21 protein-coding genes are annotated in these 21,747 nt (G+C 42.9%); 20 read left to right on the plus strand and 1 reads right to left on the minus strand.

What is annotated here, in order from left to right; all coding sequences use genetic code 11:
* Positions 1-11: 11 nt before the first annotated feature.
* From CR205_RS14900 to CR205_RS14995, 20 genes are all read left to right on the plus strand, one after another.
* Positions 12-1,025 carry a glycosyltransferase family 2 protein gene (locus CR205_RS14900; protein WP_110520894.1) on the plus strand — a complete coding sequence of 338 codons (1,014 nt, stop codon included), beginning with the start codon at positions 12-14 and terminating at the stop codon, positions 1,023-1,025.
* An 18-nt stretch (positions 1,026-1,043) separates the two neighbouring features.
* The gene (locus tag CR205_RS14905; RefSeq protein ID WP_201745385.1) at positions 1,044-2,216 is read left to right on the plus strand and encodes a CDP-glycerol glycerophosphotransferase family protein; all 1,173 of its coding nucleotides are present in this window, start codon (positions 1,044-1,046) and stop codon (positions 2,214-2,216) included.
* Positions 2,213-2,629 (plus strand): adenylyltransferase/cytidyltransferase family protein, encoded by a 417-nt coding sequence (locus CR205_RS14910; RefSeq protein WP_110520895.1) that lies wholly within the window; start codon positions 2,213-2,215, stop codon positions 2,627-2,629. Before CR205_RS14905 ends, CR205_RS14910 begins: the two co-directional genes overlap by 4 nt.
* 6 nt (positions 2,630-2,635) lie before the next feature.
* Positions 2,636-3,802, plus strand: a complete 1,167-nt coding sequence (locus CR205_RS14915) for a phosphotransferase (RefSeq protein ID WP_110520896.1) — start codon at positions 2,636-2,638, stop codon at positions 3,800-3,802.
* Complete coding sequence (locus CR205_RS14920) at positions 3,802-5,043, plus strand: glycosyltransferase (protein WP_110520897.1); 1,242 nt, start codon at positions 3,802-3,804, stop codon at positions 5,041-5,043. The genes CR205_RS14915 and CR205_RS14920 overlap by 1 nt, the downstream gene beginning before the upstream one ends.
* Positions 5,009-6,187 carry a glycosyltransferase gene (locus CR205_RS14925; protein WP_110520898.1) on the plus strand — a complete coding sequence of 393 codons (1,179 nt, stop codon included), beginning with the start codon at positions 5,009-5,011 and terminating at the stop codon, positions 6,185-6,187. The genes CR205_RS14920 and CR205_RS14925 overlap by 35 nt, the downstream gene beginning before the upstream one ends.
* A 27-nt stretch (positions 6,188-6,214) precedes the next feature.
* On the plus strand, positions 6,215-6,523 hold the full coding sequence (locus CR205_RS14930; RefSeq protein WP_110520899.1) for a glycosyltransferase: 309 nt from the start codon (positions 6,215-6,217) through the stop codon (positions 6,521-6,523).
* A 297-nt stretch (positions 6,524-6,820) separates the two neighbouring features.
* A complete protein-coding gene (locus CR205_RS14935) occupies positions 6,821-8,584 on the plus strand; it encodes an ABC transporter ATP-binding protein (RefSeq protein ID WP_110520900.1) in 1,764 nt (587 codons plus the stop codon).
* Positions 8,585-8,601: 17 nt separating this feature from the next.
* The gene (locus CR205_RS14940; protein WP_110520901.1) at positions 8,602-9,864 is read left to right on the plus strand and encodes a hypothetical protein; all 1,263 of its coding nucleotides are present in this window, start codon (positions 8,602-8,604) and stop codon (positions 9,862-9,864) included.
* Positions 9,788-10,822 carry a UDP-glucose 4-epimerase GalE gene (gene galE, locus CR205_RS14945; RefSeq protein ID WP_110520902.1) on the plus strand — a complete coding sequence of 345 codons (1,035 nt, stop codon included), beginning with the start codon at positions 9,788-9,790 and terminating at the stop codon, positions 10,820-10,822. The genes CR205_RS14940 and galE overlap by 77 nt, the downstream gene beginning before the upstream one ends.
* 129 nt (positions 10,823-10,951) lie before the next feature.
* A complete protein-coding gene (locus CR205_RS14950; protein WP_110520903.1) occupies positions 10,952-12,892 on the plus strand; it encodes an asparagine synthase-related protein in 1,941 nt (646 codons plus the stop codon).
* A 4-nt stretch (positions 12,893-12,896) separates the two neighbouring features.
* Positions 12,897-13,025, plus strand: a complete 129-nt coding sequence (locus tag CR205_RS14955) for a paeninodin family lasso peptide (protein ID WP_110520904.1) — start codon at positions 12,897-12,899, stop codon at positions 13,023-13,025.
* Positions 13,026-13,113: 88 nt separating this feature from the next.
* A complete protein-coding gene (locus tag CR205_RS14960) occupies positions 13,114-14,889 on the plus strand; it encodes an asparagine synthase-related protein (protein ID WP_110520905.1) in 1,776 nt (591 codons plus the stop codon).
* A 15-nt stretch (positions 14,890-14,904) separates the two neighbouring features.
* Positions 14,905-15,060: a paeninodin family lasso peptide gene (locus CR205_RS14965; RefSeq protein ID WP_110520906.1), complete on the plus strand. Its 156-nt coding sequence runs from the start codon at positions 14,905-14,907 to the stop codon at positions 15,058-15,060.
* 84 nt (positions 15,061-15,144) lie between these two features.
* Positions 15,145-16,077: an HPr kinase/phosphorylase gene (locus tag CR205_RS14970; protein ID WP_110520907.1), complete on the plus strand. Its 933-nt coding sequence runs from the start codon at positions 15,145-15,147 to the stop codon at positions 16,075-16,077.
* Positions 16,068-16,361: a lasso peptide biosynthesis PqqD family chaperone gene (locus CR205_RS14975; protein ID WP_110520908.1), complete on the plus strand. Its 294-nt coding sequence runs from the start codon at positions 16,068-16,070 to the stop codon at positions 16,359-16,361. Before CR205_RS14970 ends, CR205_RS14975 begins: the two co-directional genes overlap by 10 nt.
* 9 nt (positions 16,362-16,370) lie before the next feature.
* Positions 16,371-16,853: a lasso peptide biosynthesis B2 protein gene (locus tag CR205_RS14980; protein ID WP_110520984.1), complete on the plus strand. Its 483-nt coding sequence runs from the start codon at positions 16,371-16,373 to the stop codon at positions 16,851-16,853.
* Positions 16,846-18,021: a nucleotidyltransferase domain-containing protein gene (locus CR205_RS14985; RefSeq protein WP_110520909.1), complete on the plus strand. Its 1,176-nt coding sequence runs from the start codon at positions 16,846-16,848 to the stop codon at positions 18,019-18,021. Before CR205_RS14980 ends, CR205_RS14985 begins: the two co-directional genes overlap by 8 nt.
* An 11-nt stretch (positions 18,022-18,032) precedes the next feature.
* Positions 18,033-19,826 (plus strand): ABC transporter ATP-binding protein, encoded by a 1,794-nt coding sequence (locus tag CR205_RS14990; protein ID WP_110520910.1) that lies wholly within the window; start codon positions 18,033-18,035, stop codon positions 19,824-19,826.
* An 18-nt stretch (positions 19,827-19,844) separates the two neighbouring features.
* Entirely contained in the window at positions 19,845-20,846 is a 1,002-nt protein-coding gene (locus tag CR205_RS14995) for a metallophosphoesterase (protein WP_161524797.1), read from the plus strand.
* Between the two features lie 46 nt (positions 20,847-20,892).
* Here the strand turns inward: CR205_RS14995 and CR205_RS15000 are convergent, their stop codons facing one another.
* Positions 20,893-21,681: a hypothetical protein gene (locus CR205_RS15000; protein ID WP_110520912.1), complete on the minus strand. Its 789-nt coding sequence runs from the start codon at positions 21,679-21,681 to the stop codon at positions 20,893-20,895.
* Between the last annotated feature and the right edge of the window lie 66 nt (positions 21,682-21,747).

Raw genomic sequence — 21,747 nt, forward strand, 5'->3', positions numbered from 1 at the left:
GGAGGACTGTGATGTGTGACAAAGTAAGTATTGTAATTCCGGTTTACAAAGTCGAGAACTACCTCGACCGCTGTGTGAACAGCGTGACCGGTCAAACCTATGAAAATCTCGAAATTATTCTCGTAAATGACGGTTCTCCTGACCGGTGCGGTGCGATGATCGATGGGTACGCGAAAACAGACCATCGAATCAACGCCCTTCATAAAGAGAACGGGGGCTTGTCGGATGCGAGAAACTTTGGAATGGAGCATGTCTCCGGCACCTACACCATGTTTCTCGACAGTGACGACTGGCTCGACAGTCGGGCGGTGGAAAACATGCTCGAAGCCCTGAAAACGAACAATGCCGACGTGGTACAGTCGGCTTTTTATTATGCTCACGCCAGCTACTCCCTGTTTGATAACCGGGTCTACCGTAAGGACGGCAGTCAGGATGTGCTGGAAAACGAGGAACTCATGTACGAGCTTGTGGTAAACGAGAAGGTAAAGAACTTTGCCTGGGGCAAGCTCTACAGAACAGACCTTATCAGACCTCTCCCCTTTAAAAAGGGCGTCCTTTTCGAGGACGTATTCTGGGCTCATCACGTGATGAAGCAGGTAAAGCGGTTCGTGCTCCTTCACGATCCGCTCGTTTACTATCTGCAGCGGGAGGACAGTATCGTCGCTTCCTATAACACGAGAAACCTTGATATTCTCGAGGGCCTGAAAGAACGGCACCGCTTCCTGATACAGCACTATCCGCATTTTCTTTCCGAGTCCTACCGAATGCTGTTTCAGACGAGCCTGATCCATTTCAATCTTCTGTTTCGAAAACGGACCGGAGAACAGGAACGAAAACAAATCCGCGCCTACATCCGGGAAAATCAGGAGCAAATAAGGGAAGCTGTCAGCGAAGACCGGGAATTAACCACGCAGCTGACCCTGTTTCTCGTTCATCCGTACGCGAACATCGGCTTTCTTGCCGGGAGAAAGATGATCCGGAAGCTCGTTCCGGACAAAGAAGCACCACTGGAAAAAGTGAAATGATAAGGAGGGCGGTTTTTGGTGGGGATTAGAGAAAAAATCAGGAAAAAAGCAGCGCTCTTTATGATTTCCGTTTTCAACCGGATGCCTATCAAAAAGAACAAAGTCTTTTTCACAAGCTATTACGGCAGTCAGTACGGCTGCAACCCGAAGTACGTAACGGAACACATTCTGAAAAATTATCCGGCAGGCACGTTCGATCTGGTTTGGGCATTCAACCGTCCCGAGGAAAAAGGACCGAAGGAAGTCGTCAGGAAAGTAAAAGTCATGTCACTCCGTTACTTTTACGAACTTTGTACATCAAAAATTGTGCTCACAAACTTCAGAACCACAGACCTGTTCGTGAAAAGAAAAGACCAGTACTACATTCAGACGTGGCACAGCTCGCTTCGCTTGAAGCAAATCGAGAAGGATGCCGAGGAATCGCTACCCGAGCACTATGTGGAGATGGCAAAGAAGGATTCAGAGAAAATTGATCTTCTGTTAAGTGGCTGCCGCTACAGCACATCGATCTTTGACCGGTCGTTCTGGTTTGAGGGATTTCTGTTCGAACACGGCACCCCGCGAAACGACCTGCTCATCAAAGGCGATCACAAAGTGAAGGATCGCATATATCGGAATTTTCATCTGCCAAAAGACGAAAAAATCATCCTCTACGCACCTACATTCAGAAAGGACAACCGTCTGGATGTGTACGATGTGGACTATGAAAACGTGCTTGAACGGCTGAAAATGCGCTTCGGAGGGGAATGGACATTTCTTGTAAAACTCCACCCTCATCTGTCCGGGAAATCAGATCAGCTGGTGTACGGCGAGCGGGTGAAAGATGCAACTGACTTTGACGACATCCAGGAGCTGCTCAGTGTGAGCGATGCGCTGATCACGGATTACTCGTCCCTCATGTTCGACTTTGCGATCACAGGCAGACCATGTTTTCTCTACACGCCGGATCTTCACGACTACGTGAAAAACGACCGGCGTTTTTATTTTGAAATCAACGAGCTTCCATTTATTAAAACAGAAACCGCAGCGCAGCTGGTCGAGGCGGTAGAGAAGTTTGATTATCAGGACTACGAGCGGAAAGTGTCGGCTTTTCACAAAGAAGTCGGCACCTTTGAAAGAGGAGAGGCCAGTGAGAAACTGACTGAACATATGCAGGCAGTAATCGAAAACAGGGAGGTACTACCATCGTGAAAAAATACAAACTCGGCTACACAACAGGCGTGTTCGATCTATTCCATGTGGGACATCTGAACATTCTCAGAAAAGCAAAAGAACAGTGCGAGACACTCATTGTCGGGGTCAGCACAGACGAACTCGTAGAGGCATACAAGAACAAAACACCGGTCATTCCCCACGACGAGCGGGCCGAAATCGTCCGTGAAATCAAATACGTGGATATCGTCGTCCCGCAAACTGACCGCAACAAATTCGGAGCCTGGGAAGTCCTGAAGTTCGACGCCATGTTCGTCGGCGACGACTGGAAAGGCAGCCCGCTCTTCAGCGAACTGGAAAACAGATTCAATGAAGTCGGCGTTGATCTCGTTTACCTGCCTTACACGCGTGGGGTGTCATCAACGATGGTGAAAGAGAAAATGAAGGTGTAAACATATATGGGCTCAAAAACAAGGGGATCCTTACTGCCTAAACCCGTTAATAACATTAATGCTTATATAGAGAACCAGAAAAAAGAAAAACAAGCAGTCAGGGAGCAATTAAAAGAATCAATCAGGGGACATCAGAACCAACTTCAATCAGGAAAGTATGAACTTACCCGTACCGACGGGGGCAAACCAGTCGCATATGTAAAAAATAAGCAGAACGTAAATTATTTAAGAAAGCTCTGCTCGCAATTGGATTCGCCTCCTACGAAACACGGGATGTTGAAAAGCAAGCTCAGGAACTTTCTGCATTACTTTATTAAATTTAATGATTTGAGGATTTATTCAACCGATAGTATTGCTGATGGCAGCATTGTGATGAAAACATATAATGGGGATTTGAAGATTATCGATCTGAGATCGGGACTAGTAAAAAGTATTTTGGCAGAAAAGAGAAAAGTAAAGTCCATTGAGAAAACTTTCAAGACATTCAGTAAACATTTCAAAATTCATATTATCGGTTTTAATCAATACGAGTCTTCTTATATTGAAAGGCTAATTGATTACAAACCGTTCTCCGATTGGACTGAAAAGGAAAAAAAAGATGCAATAGAAACTATTTTCAGCAATTTCAACAGTTATTTTTATGAAAAGAAAAACAGATTAAAGAAAACAATAACCGTAACCAGTCTTATTTCCAATTTGGAGAAAAAGGCAGGGAGTCACAATATTATTGAAAGTATAAAATATCAAATACCTGAGAGCGCTTATTCTGACGCATGGCCGAAGGTAAAAAGCCACGGGGACTGCGTTTTGAGTAATGTCCTGCTGAAGGATGGTCAGTTTTACTTCATAGACTGGAATGACTCTGGAAAGTACGTGTTCTTTTATGATCTTCTGAACGGTATTTTTGGTGAAGCAGCTTTTCATAATAATGACTCATTTCTTTATGACTACTTAACAGGAGAATATGATGAGCATTTCAGCAAAGCCTTTCAATTATTCGGTCTTCATTACGATCAGGACAAAAAACTGTATTATTTAGCTGTCTTCATGCTGGAACGCATATTATTTCGTTACAAACACAAAAATGATGTACATATAGAATCTGTTTTATCAATATATGAGAGAGTACTGAAGAAAGCCGAAGAAATAAATACTGAGGAATCGAGGTGTTAATGTTGAAGAAAATACTGTTTGCAATCGACTCCCTCAATTGTGCTGGAGCAGAAAAAAGCCTCGTAACTCTATTAGGTTTACTTGACTACCAAAAGTATTCAGTCGACCTTATGCTTTTTGGGCATGGGGGAGAACTGGAAGAACTCGTTCCACCGGAAGTAAACATATTGCCCCGAACAAGGTATACAGCTTTTAATGAATATAGCTTAAAAAAAGCAGTAAAAAAGTCGATACATGAACATCATTTTACAGCCTTACGATCAAGGATAGCTTATTCGGTCAGGTTACGGACCGGCAATTACAAGAATGCACAAAAAGCACGAATATTCTGGCAAATCTCTTCGCGTGCTTTCGAGCAAAACGTAAAAGATTATGATGTGGCAATCAGCTATGCTCAGGGCGTTCCCACTTTCTATGTAGCAGAAAAGGTCAAAGCAAAAAGGAAATTTGCCTGGGTGAATGTGAGTTACAGACTTGATGAGAAAGAGCAGGAATATCAAAAGCAGTATTATGATATGTATGACCGGATCGTAGCAGTGTCGGAATCAACAAAAGAAGTATTCCTAGAAACCTTTCCAGACTACGTAAAGAAAATGAGTGTTATTTATGATATCAATAATCCAGAATTCATAACCAGAATGGCAAAAATAGAAACAAGTTACGAGGATGATTTTGATGGTCTGAGAATCCTGACAATTGGAAGATTAGCAAACCAAAAGGGCTACGATATTGCTCTTGATGCCTGCAGGAAACTGAAGGAAACCGGCCTTCATTTTCGGTGGTATGCATTGGGGAAAGGACCACTGGAGCAGGAGATTGAGAAAAAAATACAAAAGTATGGATTAACAGAGCACTTTATTCTTCTGGGAGTTAAATCAAATCCATATCCTTACATCGCAAATGCTGATCTATATGTCCAAACATCAAGGTTCGAAGGTTTTGGATTGGCTATCGCAGAAGCAAGAATGCTTAATGTGCCGGTCGTAACGACTGAATTTGATGCAGTTTATAATCAGATGGTACAAGGAAAGAACGGTTTGGTTACGGGTATTAATGGAATAGATGTTGCAAAGGGAATTGAGGAATTACTTTTAGACAGAGAGCTTTACAAACAAATCAAAAAGTATCTTAAAAGTGAGAAGAAAGGCAATCCTGAGGAATTCAACAAGTTTTATCAACTAATAGAAGGACAGGAAGTTGATAACAATGAAGAAAAAGAAAGTATTGTTCATGCTTATTAACATGAATATTGGTGGTACAGAAAGAGCTTTTTTAAATATGGTATCGGAAATGCCTTCGGAAAAATATGAAATAACACTTTTATTGCTTGAAAAATCCGGTGGCTTCTTAGAACAGGTTCCGAGTCACGTAAATATTGTATATATTGACGGCTATAATCAAATTAAGCCTCTAATTAATGAGCCTCCAAAACAATCAGCTCTCCAACTCATTAAAAAGGGAAAATTCTTTAAAGCACTTGCTTTTTCAACTTATTACTTTGTCTCAAAAGTAACAAAACGTAAAGAAATACTGTTTAATTATCTGGCTAAAAAAATAGAACATGAAGGTGAATATGACACGGCGATAGCTTATGCAGGTCCAATGGACTTCATAAGCTATATTGTTTTAAATAAGATAAAGTCCGTTAGGAAGAAGCAATGGATTCATTTTGATATAAACAAAATTGGCTTTAGCAAGTCATTTGCAAAGAATATTTATCCGGATTTTGACAAAATTTATGTAGTTTCAGAGGAAGCCAATCAAAAGTTAATTAATAAAATTCCTCGAATAAAGAATAAGACTAGAGTTATTCAGAATTTTGTTTCAAAGGAAATAGTAAATAAGCTCTCAAAATCAGGGGAGGGATTTCAGGATAACTACGATGGAAAAAGAATATTAACAGTTGGAAGGATTGCACATGAGAAAGGCCCTGACCTTGCGATTGAAGCTGCAAAATTACTACGTAAAGATGGTGTCAACTTTAGATGGTACTGGGTAGGAGAAGGAAAGGAAATGAAACATTCCCAAGTCCTAATTAAAAAGCTAAATCTCGAGAACCAATTTATTCTTTTAGGTTCTAAATCTAATCCTTATCCCTACATGGCTAATTGTGACTTATACATCCAGCCTTCTCGATATGAAGGATTTTGCATCACTACATTGGAAGCAGCTTGTTTTAATAAGCCCATTATAACAACCGATGTTAATGGAGCCAGAGAGCAGTTTCACGATAATGAAAATGGACTTATTGTAGAAATTACAAGTCAAGGACTGTACCAGGGAATAGCACGATTGCTAAAGGATGAATTACTTCAACAAAGATTAATTAAAGGATCAACGGAAGAGGAAAGGAATAAGCAGATGAATTTTGACCAAATTATTTAGTTGTTAGACTTAGAGAGGGAGGGAGTAATGAAATCAATTAGTATAGTTGTTCCCATTTATAATGTTGATCAGTATCTTGAGGCCTCCATTGAATCTATTATGAAACAGACTTATCAAAATCTTGAAATCTTATTAGTCAATGATTGCTCAACATATAATAGTGGAATAAATAGCAATGATTTTAGTTTAATAGATTCACGTATTAAGGTCGTTCACAAGAAAAATGAGGGCGTCTCTTCAGCTCGAAATGTTGGTATTCAACAGGGCAAAGTTGACTATATTGCTTTTATAGATCCCGATCACGAAGTCTATTTAGAAATGTATGAAAATTGTTAAATGCAACTGAAAGGCACAATGCTGAAATTACAATTTGTCCCATAAAAACTATCAATCTAGAATTAAATACAACTTTGATTCCTAAAATAATGGAAGAGCACATGGCCTAAACGAAGTAGAAAGAAAGAACCAGTTATTTCCATCATTATTGGAGGGAAAGACCTAAAGTTTATCGGCATCTTAAAGTCGTAATTTATAATAAAAATGGGAACTTTTTCAGATAATCTGTTTCCATAAAAGTTTTACTTCAAAATAAATAAAAAGGTCACACAAATCATTACAAGAGGTGTAGTAACAATGATAAATAATGCAAGGAAACTTCTTCAATTATTCAACAAAAAAGAAAAGAAAAAACTATCCCTGTTATTTATCATGATGATTTTTGCGGCTATTCTGGAAACAGTAGGGATCGGATTAATAGTACCTTTTGTGGGGATCATTACTAATCCTTCATTGATCCAGGATCAGGCGATTATTTCGTTCTTATATAACATCTTTAACTTTCAATCAACGAATCAATTCCTTCTTTTTGCAGTTGTGGGATTACTGAGTGTATTTATTATAAAGAACGCCTATCTGCTGCTTTTTCATTACGCCCAGTACAGAGTAATCTTAAATCAGCAGGTGAAGATGTCGAGAAACTTGTTAAAAGAATATCTGACTAAGCCATATACGTTTCATCTGCAGAGGAACACAGCTGATCTGCTCCGCAATGTAAACGAAGAGGTATCAAAGGTATTTCAGGGAATTCTCCTTTCGAGCTTTCAACTGCTCACAGAAATTCTGGTTATTGTATGCATTTTAACCTTGCTATTTATAACGGCCCCATTGGCCACGCTGACCGCTTCTATCCTTCTGGGAGGAAGTGTTTTTATATTTTTTCGGATATTCCGGAAAAAGATCAGTACGCTCGGTCGTGAGAAGCAGAAAGTCAGTGGCACAATGATTAAATGGGTGAATCAGGGTCTGGGAGCCAGCAAAGAAGTCAAAGTATCAGGAAAAGAGAACTTTTTTGTTAATGCCTATACGAAACAAAGCCAGATTAAGGCGAACAATAGCCGTTATATGAAAATGCTGGAGCAGGTTCCAAGGCTGTTTATTGAAACCCTTCTCGTCACTGTTGTACTTCTAACAATGCTTATTATTATTTTTCAGGGAACAAATACTGCACAGATTGTTTCTACAATGGCACTGTTTGCGATGGCAGCATTCAGGTTGATGCCCTCAATTAATCGTGTCGTGGCCATGATTACTTCTATTCGTTACAGCTATCCGGCTCTGGCTGTTGTGTATGAAGACTTGATTACAGATGCATCAGACCATGAACTTAAAAACACTTCTATTAAAATTAATAAAGGTAAAAAATACTTCAACAGATCCATACAGTTGCGGAACATCGACTTTCGCTATCCAAACCAGGAAAATAACGCAATAAATGATGTTTCCCTCACTATTCCAGTTGGTCATTCTGTAGCATTTGTTGGAGAGTCCGGTGCAGGGAAAACCACGCTTGTTGATATTATCCTGGGACTGCTGGAACCACAGCGAGGACAAATTCTAGTGGATGATAGATCGCTAAAAGATCTCAAATCAACTTGGCAGAAAAAGATCGGATACATCCCCCAGTCTATTTTTCTCTCTGATGATTCAATCCGGGGAAATGTAGCGTTTGGGTTGGAGAGCCATATGGTAGATGACGCGGAGGTGTGGCGAGCTTTGGAGCAGGCACAGCTTAAAGAGTTTGTGAAATCATTGCCTGAGCAACTCGATACACAGGTTGGTGAGAGGGGAGTAAGAATTTCCGGTGGTCAAAGACAGCGTATTGGAATTGCTCGCGCACTGTACCATAACCCGGAGATTCTATTTATGGACGAGGCTACTTCAGCATTGGATAACGAAACAGAAAAAGAAATCATGAGAGCGATTGACGGTCTTAAAGGGGAGAAGACGCTAATTATAATTGCTCATAGACTCTCTACTATTGAGAATTGTGATGTTGTTTTTACTATTTCAAAAGGCAAACTTAGTATGATAGAAAACAAAAACAAGAAAATGGGCTAAAAAAATAAGGGGGAAAAATGGAATTCACTCAGGGGTATTATAAGTTCATATTTGTGAATAATTCATTATTCATTAATACTGACATAAATATATTGAAATTGTTTTATTATTTGTTTAGGTTTGGTAGGCCCTTCGAATTTCTGACAAGGAACACAAGGTTTAAAACATTGAATTGTTTTCCTAATATAGTTAGATCAATTAGAATATTGGAATTTGTGATGTGTTATGGAAAAATGAGGATCTCTTACAAGAGTGGGAAAACCAAGGAACATATAATAAAGAAATCAAATCATGGTCATTGTTTAATCAGTCTAAGAACTGGGGAATTCAAGATTTTCAATTTTTCAGATAGTATAGTTACTACATTGTTTCCAACTCATACTCCCCCATCAGATATAGAAAGTGCTGTAAAAAAAATTCATTTGTCATCAAGATGTGCAAGGGCACCCAAATTGATAAATCACTGTATTCAGTCCGGTATCATTAAAGAAGAATACATTAATTTAAATAGACCTTCTTACACTTTAGGAGATAAAACTAAATTTGTGAAACAAGTTATACCTCTACTGGAAAGAATAGCGCAGATAGACCTACCTACAAAGATCTCAGCTAGAAATTATCGTCTTCAACTAAAAAAGACAATATCTACTGCCTTGAAATATGTCGAGGAAGAAAGAATATATAATCAAAATCAAATTGATAAATTAAAAACATGTTTTAACAAAATTTATGAAAGTTTAGAAAGCGTAGCTTCTAATCAGGTTATAGTTATGGGTTACTCTCATGGTGACTTATGGAATGGCAACTTACTTGGAACTGATGATAACTTATACGCAATAGATTGGACAACCTTAGATAAAAGAAGCTTTTATTTTGATCTGTTCTTTATTTTGTTTAGTCAAGCTAGTCGAAGTAATAAACAAAATATCATTCCTGATCTAATATCAAAAATGAATTATTCAATAAGTCATTATCCAATTTATAAAACTGATAGCCCTATAGAAAATAATCAACCATCTAATGTCTTTAGTAATTATAGGTATTTTTTTTATATGGAGTTGTTAACTCTGAAGTTGAGTGAATCTCCTAATAATACTACAAATCATATTAAGGAACTTCTGCGGTGGATAAATATGTTTGAAGATTTTGAAAGTGCTTTGTGCGTTCAAGAAAATAGAAAAATCAATTTAAGGGGAGAGAAAAATGAAAATCCTAATCACCGGCGGAGCCGGATACATCGGCACTCACACCTGCGTGGAACTCCTGAACGAAGGACATGAGATCCTCGTGCTGGACAACTTTTCGAACAGTAAGCCTGAAGCGCTGGAGCGGGTGGGGGAGATTACGGGGAAATTCTTTGAGGTCTGCGAGGCGGATCTAAAGGACAGGGCAACGCTGGAAAGTATCTTCTATCAGAACGAGATTGATGCGGTAATTCATTTTGCCGGCTCAAAAGCAGTGGGGGAATCGGTGGAGAAGCCGCTGAAGTATTATCAGAATAACGTGGCCGGAACGGTTACTCTGTGCGAGGTTATGGACAAATACAATGTCCGTAACCTCGTTTTTAGTTCCTCGGCAACGGTGTACGGTGAAAACAATCAAGTGCCGTTTACAGAGGATCTGCCACTTTCGGCAACGAACCCGTATGGCAGATCCAAACTGATGATCGAGGAGATTCTCAGGGATACGGCGGCATCAAACAGCGACTGGAGCATCGCCCTTCTCCGCTACTTTAATCCGGTGGGGGCACACGAAAGCGGCCGGATCGGGGAGGATCCAAACGGGATTCCGAACAATCTGATGCCCTATATTTCACAGGTGGCTGTCGGGAAGCTTCCGGAGCTTCAGGTATTTGGCGATGATTACCCGACGAGGGACGGTACCGGTGTGAGGGACTACATTCACGTCGTCGACCTGGCCTTAGGCCACGTGAGAGCACTTGAAAAAATCGTCACCGGAATCGGAATCCACTCGTACAATTTAGGAACCGGTCACGGCTGCAGCGTATTGGAGCTTCTTAAATCATTTGAAGCCGTAAGCGGCAGTACGATCCCATACAGAATCACGGCTCGCCGCCCCGGCGATATTGCCGAGTGCTACGCCGATGTGACCAAGGCAGAACGGGATCTCGGCTGGAAAGCGGCCCTAGGCATTGAAGAGATGTGTATGAGCACATGGAAGTGGCAGACCCTTAATCCGAATGGTTATGAAGTCACAGAAGAAGAAGTAACGGTATAGGGAAAAAGGTTCACAACATTCACTATTCTTCGTTGACAACAGCACGGAATGGTGATAAATTTAGCTTATTAAGTTCTTTATTAAGAACAAAGTAGTGCTTTATGTTGAACATAAAAGGTGGGGATAGCGATGAGTGCAATATATGGAATTTTTCATTCAGATAAGAAATCGGTATCTCCTGAACACATTGATCAGTTGGCAGGTGCTTATAATTCTATACCGGTGGATAACGTTCAGATTTGGAGAAGCAATAATGCTTTTCTCGGCTGCCATCAGCAGTGGATCACGCCTGAGTCCGTTGGGGAACAGAACCCACTTTACGACAGTAAGCAGGAGTTGACTGTTACTGCAGATGCCATCATTGATAATCGTGAAGATTTGGCTTCCCTTTTAGGTATTGGAAGTAAGGCCTTAAAGACAATGACTGACACGGAGATTATACTCCTGGCTTATAAAAAATGGGGGGATAGCTGTCCCAGCTATCTGGTAGGTGATTTTTCCTTCTTTATTTTTGATCAGAAAGAACAATCACTATTTGGAGCAAGGGATTTTTCGGGTACCAGGAGTGTTTACTACAATTTCCAGGATGGAGCTTTTTCTTTTTCCACCACAATCAAGCCCTTACTGAATCTCCCTTACATTAGAGCCAAGATAAATGAAAAATGGCTATCAGAGTATCTAGCAATCTTCGGGATGATTGAAACGATTGAAGCCAACTCAACAATTTATGAGGGGATTTTTCAGCTTCCGCCTTCTCACTCCATTATCGTCTCAAAAGGAAAACTGACTGTTAAGCAGTATACCTCAAACGTATTCTGCAGCAGTAAAGGTTTAAAATCAGACAGTGAATATGAAGAAGGTCTTCGGGATGTTTTTCAGAAAGCTGTGAATTCGAGAGTAAGGACCCATAGAGGGATAGGGTCTCATTTAAGTGGGGGACTAGATTCGAGCTCAGTGCTCGGTTTTGCTGCAAGAGCATTATCAGAATCAGGCAAAGATATTCACACCTACAGTTATGTACCGATTAAGAACTACAGGGACTGGACACCGAGGAACAGGATAGGGGACGAAAGTTCTTTTATTGCAAAGACAGTCAATTATATTAGTGGTGTTGAGGCTAACTATTTAAGTTTCCAGGAATCAAATTCATATAATGAAATAGATAATTTTCTCGATATTTATGAAATGCCCTATAAATTTTTTGAAAACTCCTACTGGGTTCGGGGGATCTATGAAAAAGCGCAAACCGATGGAGTTGGTGTCCTCCTAAAAGGGGCAAGAGGAAATTGGACAGTCTCGTGGGGACCTGCACTGGATTATTATGCACTGCTGGTAAATAGGCTCCGATTAAAAAAGCTTGTTAACGAAGTTAATTTGTACAGTGAAAATATCGGGATTGGCAGGAAGCAGTTATATAAAATTATCATGAAAAAAGCATGGCCGAAAGTTCACAATGCGTTGAGACCTGACCAAACATCTCCTCCGACATTGATAAACGAAGAATTTGCTGATCGCTCCAAAGTTTTTCAACGGATCGATGATTCACCCATTAATTTAAATGGAACAAAAACACAAAGCTTCTATCAGGCAAGAAAAGATCATTTCCATTATCCGATTATCTGGAATACTACAGGTACTATTGGTACCAAACTTTCATTAAAATACAAACTTCAGGATCGGGATCCAACTAATGATCTCAGAGTTGTGCAGTATTGTAATTCACTTCCTGAGAAGCAGTGTGTCAGAGATGGAGTAGACAGGTCTTTAATCCGGAGAATTACTAAAGGAGTAATCCCGGATGAAGTTAGGTTAAATCAAAAAGTAAGAGGCATCCAGGGATCAGATGGGATTGCAAGAATGGCAAGTGAGTGGGGAAATTTCAATCTGGAATTAGAGCAGTTGGTTAATGATCCTATAAGTAATGAGTATCTGAATGTAGGACTTATGAAAAGCATAATGACCAAAAACAAGGAAGTACCGAAACCCAGTTACTTTTTCTATGGAGAATTTAAGATTCTGATGAGAGGCATAATCTCTTATCGTTTCCTTAAACAATTGGAGGGGAGGTGAAAAAGTGAAGAAAACTTGGTCTAATCCTAATGTTGAGGAACTTGAATTCAGTAAGACAATGGCGGGGCCTGGATTCACAATCCCTGATGATGTTCAGCCGGATCCGGATGAGATGATTCATTACGACAGTTGATATCAGATACTTAAGGGGTTTAACACTTTTGAGGAGCCCTAAAGTATAGAGGGCTCCTTATTTTAAAAGTGTCAGGAGGTATTCATTGATGGTTGTAAGCAGTCTGATTAGAGATCACGAAACGGCAGATGGCATAAAAGTATGTCTGTTTAAAGGTACATCTTTACACAATAGGATTGAATTACTTGATAAATCAGGTATACGAAATCCCGGAGGATCAGTGACAAATGAGAGTTTAATAGAAAAAATGTATGAACGATGGTCTACTAACACACCGAAATTCCTTGTTGGGGAATTCGCTTTTGTAATCTGGGACAACAGGGAGCAGCGATACTTTGGAGCCCGTGATTTCTCGGGGTCAAGAACCCTTTATTTTGTTCATAAAGGAAATCATTTTGCTTTCTCACCTACCATGAAACCATTACTTGAATTACCTTATGTGAGCACCTCACTTAACGAAGAGTGGCTCGCAGAGTTTATGGCCATTCCTACGATGGTAGAATCCGTTGATATGAGGTCGACCGTTTATAGAGATATTCAACAGGTTCCTCCGGGCCATTCGATTACGGTAGAAAACGGCCAGGTAAAACTGGAGCGTTATTCTTATATAGAGGTTAAGGAAGAACTGAAGCTCAGCTCTGATGAAGAGTATGAGGAGGCCTTTCGTAATGTTCTGGGACAGGCAGTCAGAGACAGATTGCCTACAGAAGGTCATGTTGGTGCTCATTTAAGCGGTGGACTTGATTCGGGATCGGTGGTGAGTCTGGCTGCGCCTGCACTTAAGGAACAGGGGAAACAACTCCATACATTCAGCTATGTACCGGAGAAAGGTTTTGTTGACTGGACAGATGATTTTTTTACCCCTGATGAAAGTCCATTTATAAAAGAAACGGTCAATTATGTAGGTAACATTAATCCTCATCTTATGAGATTTGAAGGGAGAGACCCATTTTCAGAGCTGGATGATTTTCTGGATCTGATAGAAATGCCATATAAGTTTTTTGATAATTCATATTGGCTGAAGGGAATCAGTGAAGAAGCGGGCAAAAGGGGCATAACCCTGATGCTGAACGGGGCGAGAGGAAACCACTCTATTTCCTGGGGATCTGTATGGATGAATTATGATTATTACACGACTCTACTTCTGAAAATGAACTGGTTTCGGCTTAATAGGGAGCTGTCGGACTTCTGCACCCATTTTCAAACGGGCAAAAAAGATGTGCTGCCTTTTCTATTAAAAAAATGGTGGCGATCGGAAAGCAATGGGGGTCACTCCCGATTTCCTGAGTATATAAATCCTCATTTTGCTAGGAAAACGCAAGTTTATCAGAAGCTTGGGGATTACGGATTTGATCTGAGCGGAGCACCTGTGAAGGATCTGAGTAAATACAGAAGAGAGTATTATCAGCAGATGTACCCTTGGAACAAAAGCGGAGTGATCAATACTAAGATGGGACTTCGGTACGGTGTTTGGGACAGTGACCCGACAAATGACATCCGAGTGATTAAGTTTTGCTTATCAATACCGAAGGAGCAGTATGTAAAAGGCGGTCTGGAACGTTCTATTATCAGAAGAGCAACGAAAGGCCTGCTGCCTGATAAGGTTCGTCTGAATCAAAAGACGCGAGGACTGCAGGCAGCAGATACTATCTTACGAATGAAGAGAAGATGGCCTAAGTTTAAGCAGGAACTGGAAGACCTCAAAAATGATTCAATGATGGCAGAGTTACTGAATATGCAGGTAATAAAGAAGGCTTTATCTTCGCTCGGTGATGAGCCAAAGGAAAGTTTAATCTTTCATAATCATTTCAAAGTTTTGATCCGCAGTCTGATTTTATATCGTTTTCTAAAGCGGTTCAGCTGAGAGGGGGTGAGGTAAATGAGAAAGGAATGGGTTAATCCAACGGTAGATGTGCTGGATGTCAGTATGACAATGAACGGTCCTGGGAATTCAAATGACGATTGCTTTGATGTTGAACAGCACCCTGGTGAAACACATCCAGGCAGATCAAACGCAAGCTGCTTGGGTTCGTAATCATTCTATTAAATCCGACCCTTATACCTCCCTGGTATAAGGGTATATCCAAACTCTATCCTTTGACAGAAAGGAACCCTGCGTATGCTCCAGGTAGTAACCCAAACCCTTTACCGAGCTTTCGGTTTCAATATCAAAAGTGATTATGAACTTCCTGAACTTGTGACCGCTGAAAGTTACCCGAATCAGGCTGACATAAAAATTCGTGTTGGCAGTCTGCATAAGCTTTGGGAGATGGAAGCAAAGGAAGGCCAGCTTTTCGTTGTTCAGCCTGACCGCATTCTGTTCAGAATCCCGGAAGTGGCTATTTATTCTGTAACTGGGGGATCAGATATTGTTGTAACCCCATTGGAAGAAGACACGGATGATAAGATCCGTCTCTACCTGCTCGGCACGTGTATGGGAGCGATTATGATGCAGCGTAAAATCCTTCCACTTCACGGAAGTGCGTTGGAGATCAATGGTAAAGCGTACGCTGTTGTAGGTGATTCCGGGGCTGGAAAGTCCACCACTGCTGCTGCCCTTCTGAAAAGAGGATGCAGACTGGTTAGTGATGATGTGATTCCTGTGACTTTCAGTACAAATAATACACCACTTGTCACCCCTGCCTACCCGCAACAGAAACTGTGGCAGGAGAGTCTTGATTCTTTTGGTGTGTCATCCCATCACCTGAAACCGATTATTGACAGGGAAACAAAATTCGCTGTCCCTGTAAAAGAGCAGTTTTCACAGGAAGTAATGCCTCTTGCAGGTGTGTTTGAGATTACAAAGGGTAACGCGCTTGCATTTCAGCCGGTAAATAAGCTGAAGGCCGTTCATACACTCTTTCTTCACACGTACCGGAACTTCTTTCTTGAAAAATCAGGGTTGCTGGAATGGCATTTTAACACTACGACCCGCATGGTAAATCAACTTAGCATGTTTAACATTCAGCGGCCTGAGGATCGGTTTACGGCAGATGAGATTGCCGATTTCATTTTATCAGCCGCTCAAAAGGAGGAACTGCAATGGCAGTAAAACAGGGAATCACCCTATTACACCGAGTCGCACAGAAGCCTGGAAACATTGTCAGTGATATGGACGGTGAGAAAGTCATGCTCAGTGTTAAGAACGGGAAGTATTACAATCTTGGCCAAATGGGCGGCGTTATCTGGGATCGGATTGAGGAGCCTGTTCTCATTGGAGATCTGGTAAACTCTCTTCTTTCTGAGTATGAGGTGGAGGAAGACCTGTGCAGGGAACAAGTGACGTCGTTTCTGGAAAAGCTGGCAGAGGAAGATCTGATTACAGCTGAAAATTAAATGAAGGGGGTGAATGGCATGAGTAAGATTAAAGCGCTTAGGAATTTGGACGGAGCAACTGCTGGGATTCTGGCTGAGGCGTATGGGTTTCTTGCGTATGCCAGGATTCTCAAGCTCCTGCCGTTCTCAAAAGTAGCCCCTTCACTGGGAGAGACCATGAAGGAAACGCCAGCTGATCTTAATCTGCAGGAAAAAAGGACGATAGCCAGGGTGTCGCAGGCCGTACACATGATGAGCCGTTATGCGTTCTGGGAAAGTGAGTGCCTTGTAAAAGCGGTGGCAGCGCAGAAGATGCTTTCAAGAAGAGGTGTGGATACAACGTTATATCTCGGAACCGGGAAGGACGAAACCGGGAAGTTGGCCGCCCACGCCTGGCTTCGGAGCGGTCCTTTTTTCGTATCCGGAGCAGAAGGAAAAGAAAAATTTACGGTGGTCGCTACATACGCGAAAACATCAGACCGCAGAAAGGTCCGGGGAGCGTCCTATGGCTGAGCAAAACACACTAAACATTAAGAATGTCCCTCTGGAATTGAAACTGCTGATGGAACTTGTGAGACAGGAGCCGCGAATAGAGCGGCTTGAACAGATGAACGCTGAAGGAATTGATTGGTCTCATTTTACGGAACTCGTATATCATCATCGGCTCCATCCTCTTATGAACAGCAAACTGAAACATCACGTGTTTATTCCGGCACAGGTGAAGGAGCAGTTTGCGTTCGAATATAAACGGAATATGTTTCTGATGCTTCAGCTCAGTGCTGAAATGGAGCGGGTAAACAGTGTTTTTCAGAAGCAGGAAATACCCCTTCTCTTTCTCAAAGGCCCTGTTCTTGCGAAACTATTGTACGGAGATGTGTCTCTGAGAACGTCAAGTGATCTTGATTTTCTCGTCCCCATGAAAGACCTTGAGCAGGCTGAAACTCTCCTGCAGGAAATGGGATACGTCAAAGACGACTATATCGATACCATTCTTGGTGACTGGAAATGGCGGCATCATCATGTTACGTACTATCATCCAGTGAAGCGGACGAAGCTTGAAATTCACTGGCGGCTCCATCCTGGCCCCGGGAAAGAGCCAGGCTTTAAGGAGCTGTGGCAGCGGAAAAACGTGAGTACGGTAACAGGAAGACCGGTTTATTACTTGGGAAAAGAGGACTTATTTTATTTTTTAACATCTCACGGTGCACGGCATGGCTGGTCACGATTGCGCTGGCTTCTAGATATTCATCATCTGGTGCAGTTGGACCTTAACTGGAACAAGGCAGCCTCCCTGATGAGAAAATTCCATCGCACACCGACTGGGGGGCAGGCTCTTGTTCTTTCGGAAAATTTATTCGGATCAGAGCTGCCCCATGCCGTCCGAAAGCATTGGTACAGCAGACGTGCTGAGCGGCTCGCACAGGATGCCGTATTTTATCTGGAGAATTTGATCAATCTTCACAACGAGCCGCTGCCGGAACACATTTCGGAGCATCATAAGCAGCATCTATTCTCACTCATGTCCAAACCGCAAAAGGTATTGTTCATTTTAAGTTTTTTATATCCATACCCTGAAGACGCAGAGCTTCTGCCTTTGCCTTCAGGACTTCACTGGCTTTATTTTCCGCTCCGTCCGGTTCTCTGGGTCTGGCGGAAAACGAGAAAACATGAGTTAACGTAGGAGGAGTTCGAATGAATGCGATTCTGTACTTCGTAAAACAGATTCACGGTTATGCAGGGAAGGGTCTTTACATTAATATGCTGGCCATGGCCGGAATCGGTCTTCTGGAAGGGGTGGGCATTCTTCTCCTCATTCCTATGATCGCCATGACGGGAATTGTCCAGCTCGAAACAGCTGGGACCCCTGTTGCCGGACTGTTTCAATTCATCGAATCGATCCCTCCATCTACTGGACTGCCAATTATTCTTGGCATCTTTGTATTAATTTCAATTGTACAGAATCTTCTGCAGAAAGTTATACAAGTCAAAAATGCAGAAATTCAGCAAGGTTTTTTCCGGCATATGCGAGTTGAAACATATGAATCACTGCTTCACGCCAACTGGAATTACTTCATTAAAATACGTAAATCGGATTTGATCAATGTTCTCACCGCTGAGTTGGCCCGTGCCAGCTCAGGTACAAGTTCTTTTTTACAGTTTCTCGCTTCTCTCGTCTTTACTGTCATTCAGATCGGACTGGCTTTCTGGCTGTCACCTTCGATTACGGTATTCATACTATTATTTGGTATTATTCTTCTTTTCTTTTCGAGAACCTTTCTTAGACGATCAATGTCGCTGGGAAGTCGTAATTATGAACTTGGAAAGAGGTACATGGCGGGTATCACCGATCAGATTAACGGAATTAAAGACATTAAAAGCAATACCTTGGAAGATTCACGGCTGGACTGGTACCGCGGGATCACAGATCAAATAAGAAATGAGCAGGTGGCCTATACAAAGCTGAAAACTACATCTCAGCTTTACTATAAGGTTGCTTCGGCTGTTCTGATCGCTGTATTTATTTTCGTGGCAATCAGCCTCTTTCACGCTCAGGCAGCACAGCTGCTGCTTATTATTGTCATTTTCGGACGTCTCTGGCCCAAAGTGACCGGTATACAGGGGTCTCTTGAACAACTGGCAACTAATATCCCGGCTTTTAGAGCTGTAATGGCTATGCAGCAGGAATGTCGTAATGCTGAGGAGTTCAGAGCGAGTGGAGATAAGAGTATCCCTGCCCTGAAAGTAAAGAACGGCATCACCTGCCGGAACGTGATGTTCCGCTACAACAAAGATGCAGAGAAACTTGCGCTCAACGATGTTAGCACTTACATCCCGGCAAACCAGATGACCGCCGTTGTCGGCCGGTCGGGAGCCGGGAAAAGTACGCTCATTGATCTTTTGATGGGACTGAACCAGCCGGAGAGCGGCGAGGTGCTGTTTGATGGAAAGCCGCTCACCTCCGAGACCCTCGTGTCACTCAGAAAAGCGATCAGCTATGTGCCGCAGGATCCGTTTCTTTTTAACGCGACGATCAGGGAAAACATGATGCTGATGAAACCGGATGCAACCGAAGAGGAAATCTGGGAGGCGCTGGCGTTTTCGTCGGCAGCGGAATTTGTGGAAAAGCTTGATGACGGGCTCGACTCGCTCATCGGGGACCGGGGCATCCGTCTTTCCGGCGGGGAGCGCCAGCGCCTCGTGCTTGCCCGGGCAATTCTGCGTCAGCCGTCAATACTCGTGCTCGATGAGGCGACGAGCGCCCTTGATACGGAAAACGAGAAGAAAATTCAGGCTGCCATCGACCGCCTGAAAGGGAAAATGACGATTGTGGTGATTGCCCATCGTCTGTCGACGATTCGCAATGCGGATCAGGTGATCGTCCTTGAAGATGGAAAAGTCATTCAGAACGGGGAATATACGAAGCTTGCCGGTGATAAGAGCGGTGTGTTTAAGAGCCTTCTCAGAAACCAGATGCAGGCCACATGACCGGTGGTGTGAATGAAGATGACGCGTCTAGGGGGAAAACGGGTGGTCTGGCTCGGCCTGCTTGTCATGTTTATCGTATTTATCATCTACGTGGTCTGGGACAATAACCGCATCGTCACGGTGGAGGAAGAGATCGAGCTGATGGCAGCCGACGGGTCGGCGGACATCCGCATCCTCCACGTCACCGATCTGCACGAGAAAACGTTCGGAGAAAACCAGCAGCGTCTCGTGGACCGGATCAACGAGTTGGAGTACGATGTGATCGTCTTTACCGGTGATATGCTCGATGGACTCGAGAGTACGAACACGGCACCGTTTTTTGACTTAATTGAAGCGGTCAGCAATCTGGAGCACGCCCTGTTCGTCCCGGGAAATTCCGACCCGTACAGTTATGCGGTAGGCGAGGACGGCACGGTGGAGAAAAGCCGGTTTATTCAGGAGCTGGAGGCGCTCGGCGTTGATCTGGTGGAGTCCGTCTATTCCTTTGATCATGCGGACGGCCAGACTTACCATTTTGTGTATCTGGAATATGCCATCGGCAATGTCCGTCAGAGCCTGAATCACCTGGAAGGTGGGCGGATCCCCTGGGATCATCCTCACTATGAATCGTACATTCTTCATCATGAAGCACTTATGTCCGAGCTCGATTTTCTCGAAGATCCTGCGGACGGGGAAGTGGTGATCGCCCTGAACCATTACCCGGTTCAGGACGAGCGGATGGCCCAGATCAAACAGTACGATCACCTTTCCTACCGGGAATTTGATTTAATTCTTGCAGGCCACTATCACGCCGGGCAGTTCAGGGTTCCGTTTTTCGGAGCCTTTATTATTCCCGAGCCTTATTTTCCCCGCTACGGTCTATTTCCGCCTCAGGACCGGGTGACAGGCCCGTGGCAGTATGAGAATACAAAGCAGTACGTGAGCGGCGGACTCGGAAGCGGCGGACCGGTGCCTCTCCTGAAGTTCCGCCTGTTCAACCCGCCGGAAATCAATCTGCTCCATGTAAGGGGCACACAATAAAGGCGCCTGCCATCACGAGGACGGGGGCGCCTTATTTGTGTTTCTTCTATTGTATGCTTCTCCCTCGCTCAAACCCCTCCTCCTCCAGAAGTGTCCTCAGTTCATCCTCATCGGAAGTCTCTGTAATCACCCGGCTGTCGTTCATGAATACATAGTACGGATACGCATCCACCGCATCATCATACATCCCGGCTTCCGTGGTGAAGTACACCTGATTAATGACGAAACTGTCCCCGGGAAAGTGATAGTTGTCAAATAAGGAACGTGCCTCCATGAAATTATCCTGGCTGAACGGAAGGTCTGTAAAGATGAGAATTCCGTATCCATCCTCAAGCGGCCGGATATCATCCATGAACCCCTCAATGAGCTGCTCCATACTGACCTCTTCCAGGTAGACAGATTCTGCCGTGTACACTGGGGTAAATTCCGGTCTCTGGTGCAGCAGGTACTCAGAGCCTGTCGTGACTTCAGGTTCAAATGCTTCTTTCGTTTTCACCCGGATTCCCGCTTCCTCCCTTAAAAAGGGGCTGAAGAAATCCGACAGGGGATAGCTGAATTCGGCGCTCACTTCCACTTCGTCTTCGCCAATGAAGACTTTCGTATCCTCGGTCACCAGGAGTCTGTATACTTCCGCCTCGTAATCATCCACAGCGGAAGGGTCCTCGTGAAATGCGAGGTACTCTTCCTCAGTAAGATTGTCGTCTACAAACACCGGGAGCAGTTCACCGTAGGCATTGGCGATAAGTCTGCCTTCAAAATCATAGCCCGCTTCTTCCTCACCACCGCATCCTGATAAGAAAAGAACTGCGGCGCCTGCTGCGAATAATCGTTTCATAATGGCCTCCTGGATACAGTTGTTACCATTATCGTAACAAAATTCCGAACATTTTGTTATGATAGA

It is taken from the genome of Alteribacter lacisalsi, assembly GCF_003226345.1.
Classification (GTDB): Bacteria; Bacillota; Bacilli; order Bacillales; family Salisediminibacteriaceae; genus Alteribacter; species Alteribacter lacisalsi.

Coding starts and splice junctions, on each gene's coding strand:
- CR205_RS14920 (WP_110520897.1), top strand. CDS start 3,802: ATGTTGAAGAAAATACTGTTTGCAATCGACTCCCTCAATTGTGCTGGA.
- CR205_RS14915 (WP_110520896.1), top strand. CDS start 2,636: ATGGGCTCAAAAACAAGGGGATCCTTACTGCCTAAACCCGTTAATAAC.
- CR205_RS15000 (WP_110520912.1), bottom strand. CDS start 21,681: ATGAAACGATTATTCGCAGCAGGCGCCGCAGTTCTTTTCTTATCAGGA.
- CR205_RS14940 (WP_110520901.1), top strand. CDS start 8,602: ATGGAATTCACTCAGGGGTATTATAAGTTCATATTTGTGAATAATTCA.
- CR205_RS14990 (WP_110520910.1), top strand. CDS start 18,033: ATGAATGCGATTCTGTACTTCGTAAAACAGATTCACGGTTATGCAGGG.
- CR205_RS14975 (WP_110520908.1), top strand. CDS start 16,068: ATGGCAGTAAAACAGGGAATCACCCTATTACACCGAGTCGCACAGAAG.
- CR205_RS14960 (WP_110520905.1), top strand. CDS start 13,114: ATGGTTGTAAGCAGTCTGATTAGAGATCACGAAACGGCAGATGGCATA.
- CR205_RS14950 (WP_110520903.1), top strand. CDS start 10,952: ATGAGTGCAATATATGGAATTTTTCATTCAGATAAGAAATCGGTATCT.
- CR205_RS14965 (WP_110520906.1), top strand. CDS start 14,905: ATGAGAAAGGAATGGGTTAATCCAACGGTAGATGTGCTGGATGTCAGT.
- CR205_RS14900 (WP_110520894.1), top strand. CDS start 12: ATGTGTGACAAAGTAAGTATTGTAATTCCGGTTTACAAAGTCGAGAAC.
- galE (WP_110520902.1), top strand. CDS start 9,788: ATGAAAATCCTAATCACCGGCGGAGCCGGATACATCGGCACTCACACC.
- CR205_RS14925 (WP_110520898.1), top strand. CDS start 5,009: ATGAAGAAAAAGAAAGTATTGTTCATGCTTATTAACATGAATATTGGT.
- CR205_RS14995 (WP_161524797.1), top strand. CDS start 19,845: ATGACGCGTCTAGGGGGAAAACGGGTGGTCTGGCTCGGCCTGCTTGTC.
- CR205_RS14970 (WP_110520907.1), top strand. CDS start 15,145: ATGCTCCAGGTAGTAACCCAAACCCTTTACCGAGCTTTCGGTTTCAAT.
- CR205_RS14930 (WP_110520899.1), top strand. CDS start 6,215: ATGAAATCAATTAGTATAGTTGTTCCCATTTATAATGTTGATCAGTAT.
- CR205_RS14935 (WP_110520900.1), top strand. CDS start 6,821: ATGATAAATAATGCAAGGAAACTTCTTCAATTATTCAACAAAAAAGAA.
- CR205_RS14985 (WP_110520909.1), top strand. CDS start 16,846: ATGGCTGAGCAAAACACACTAAACATTAAGAATGTCCCTCTGGAATTG.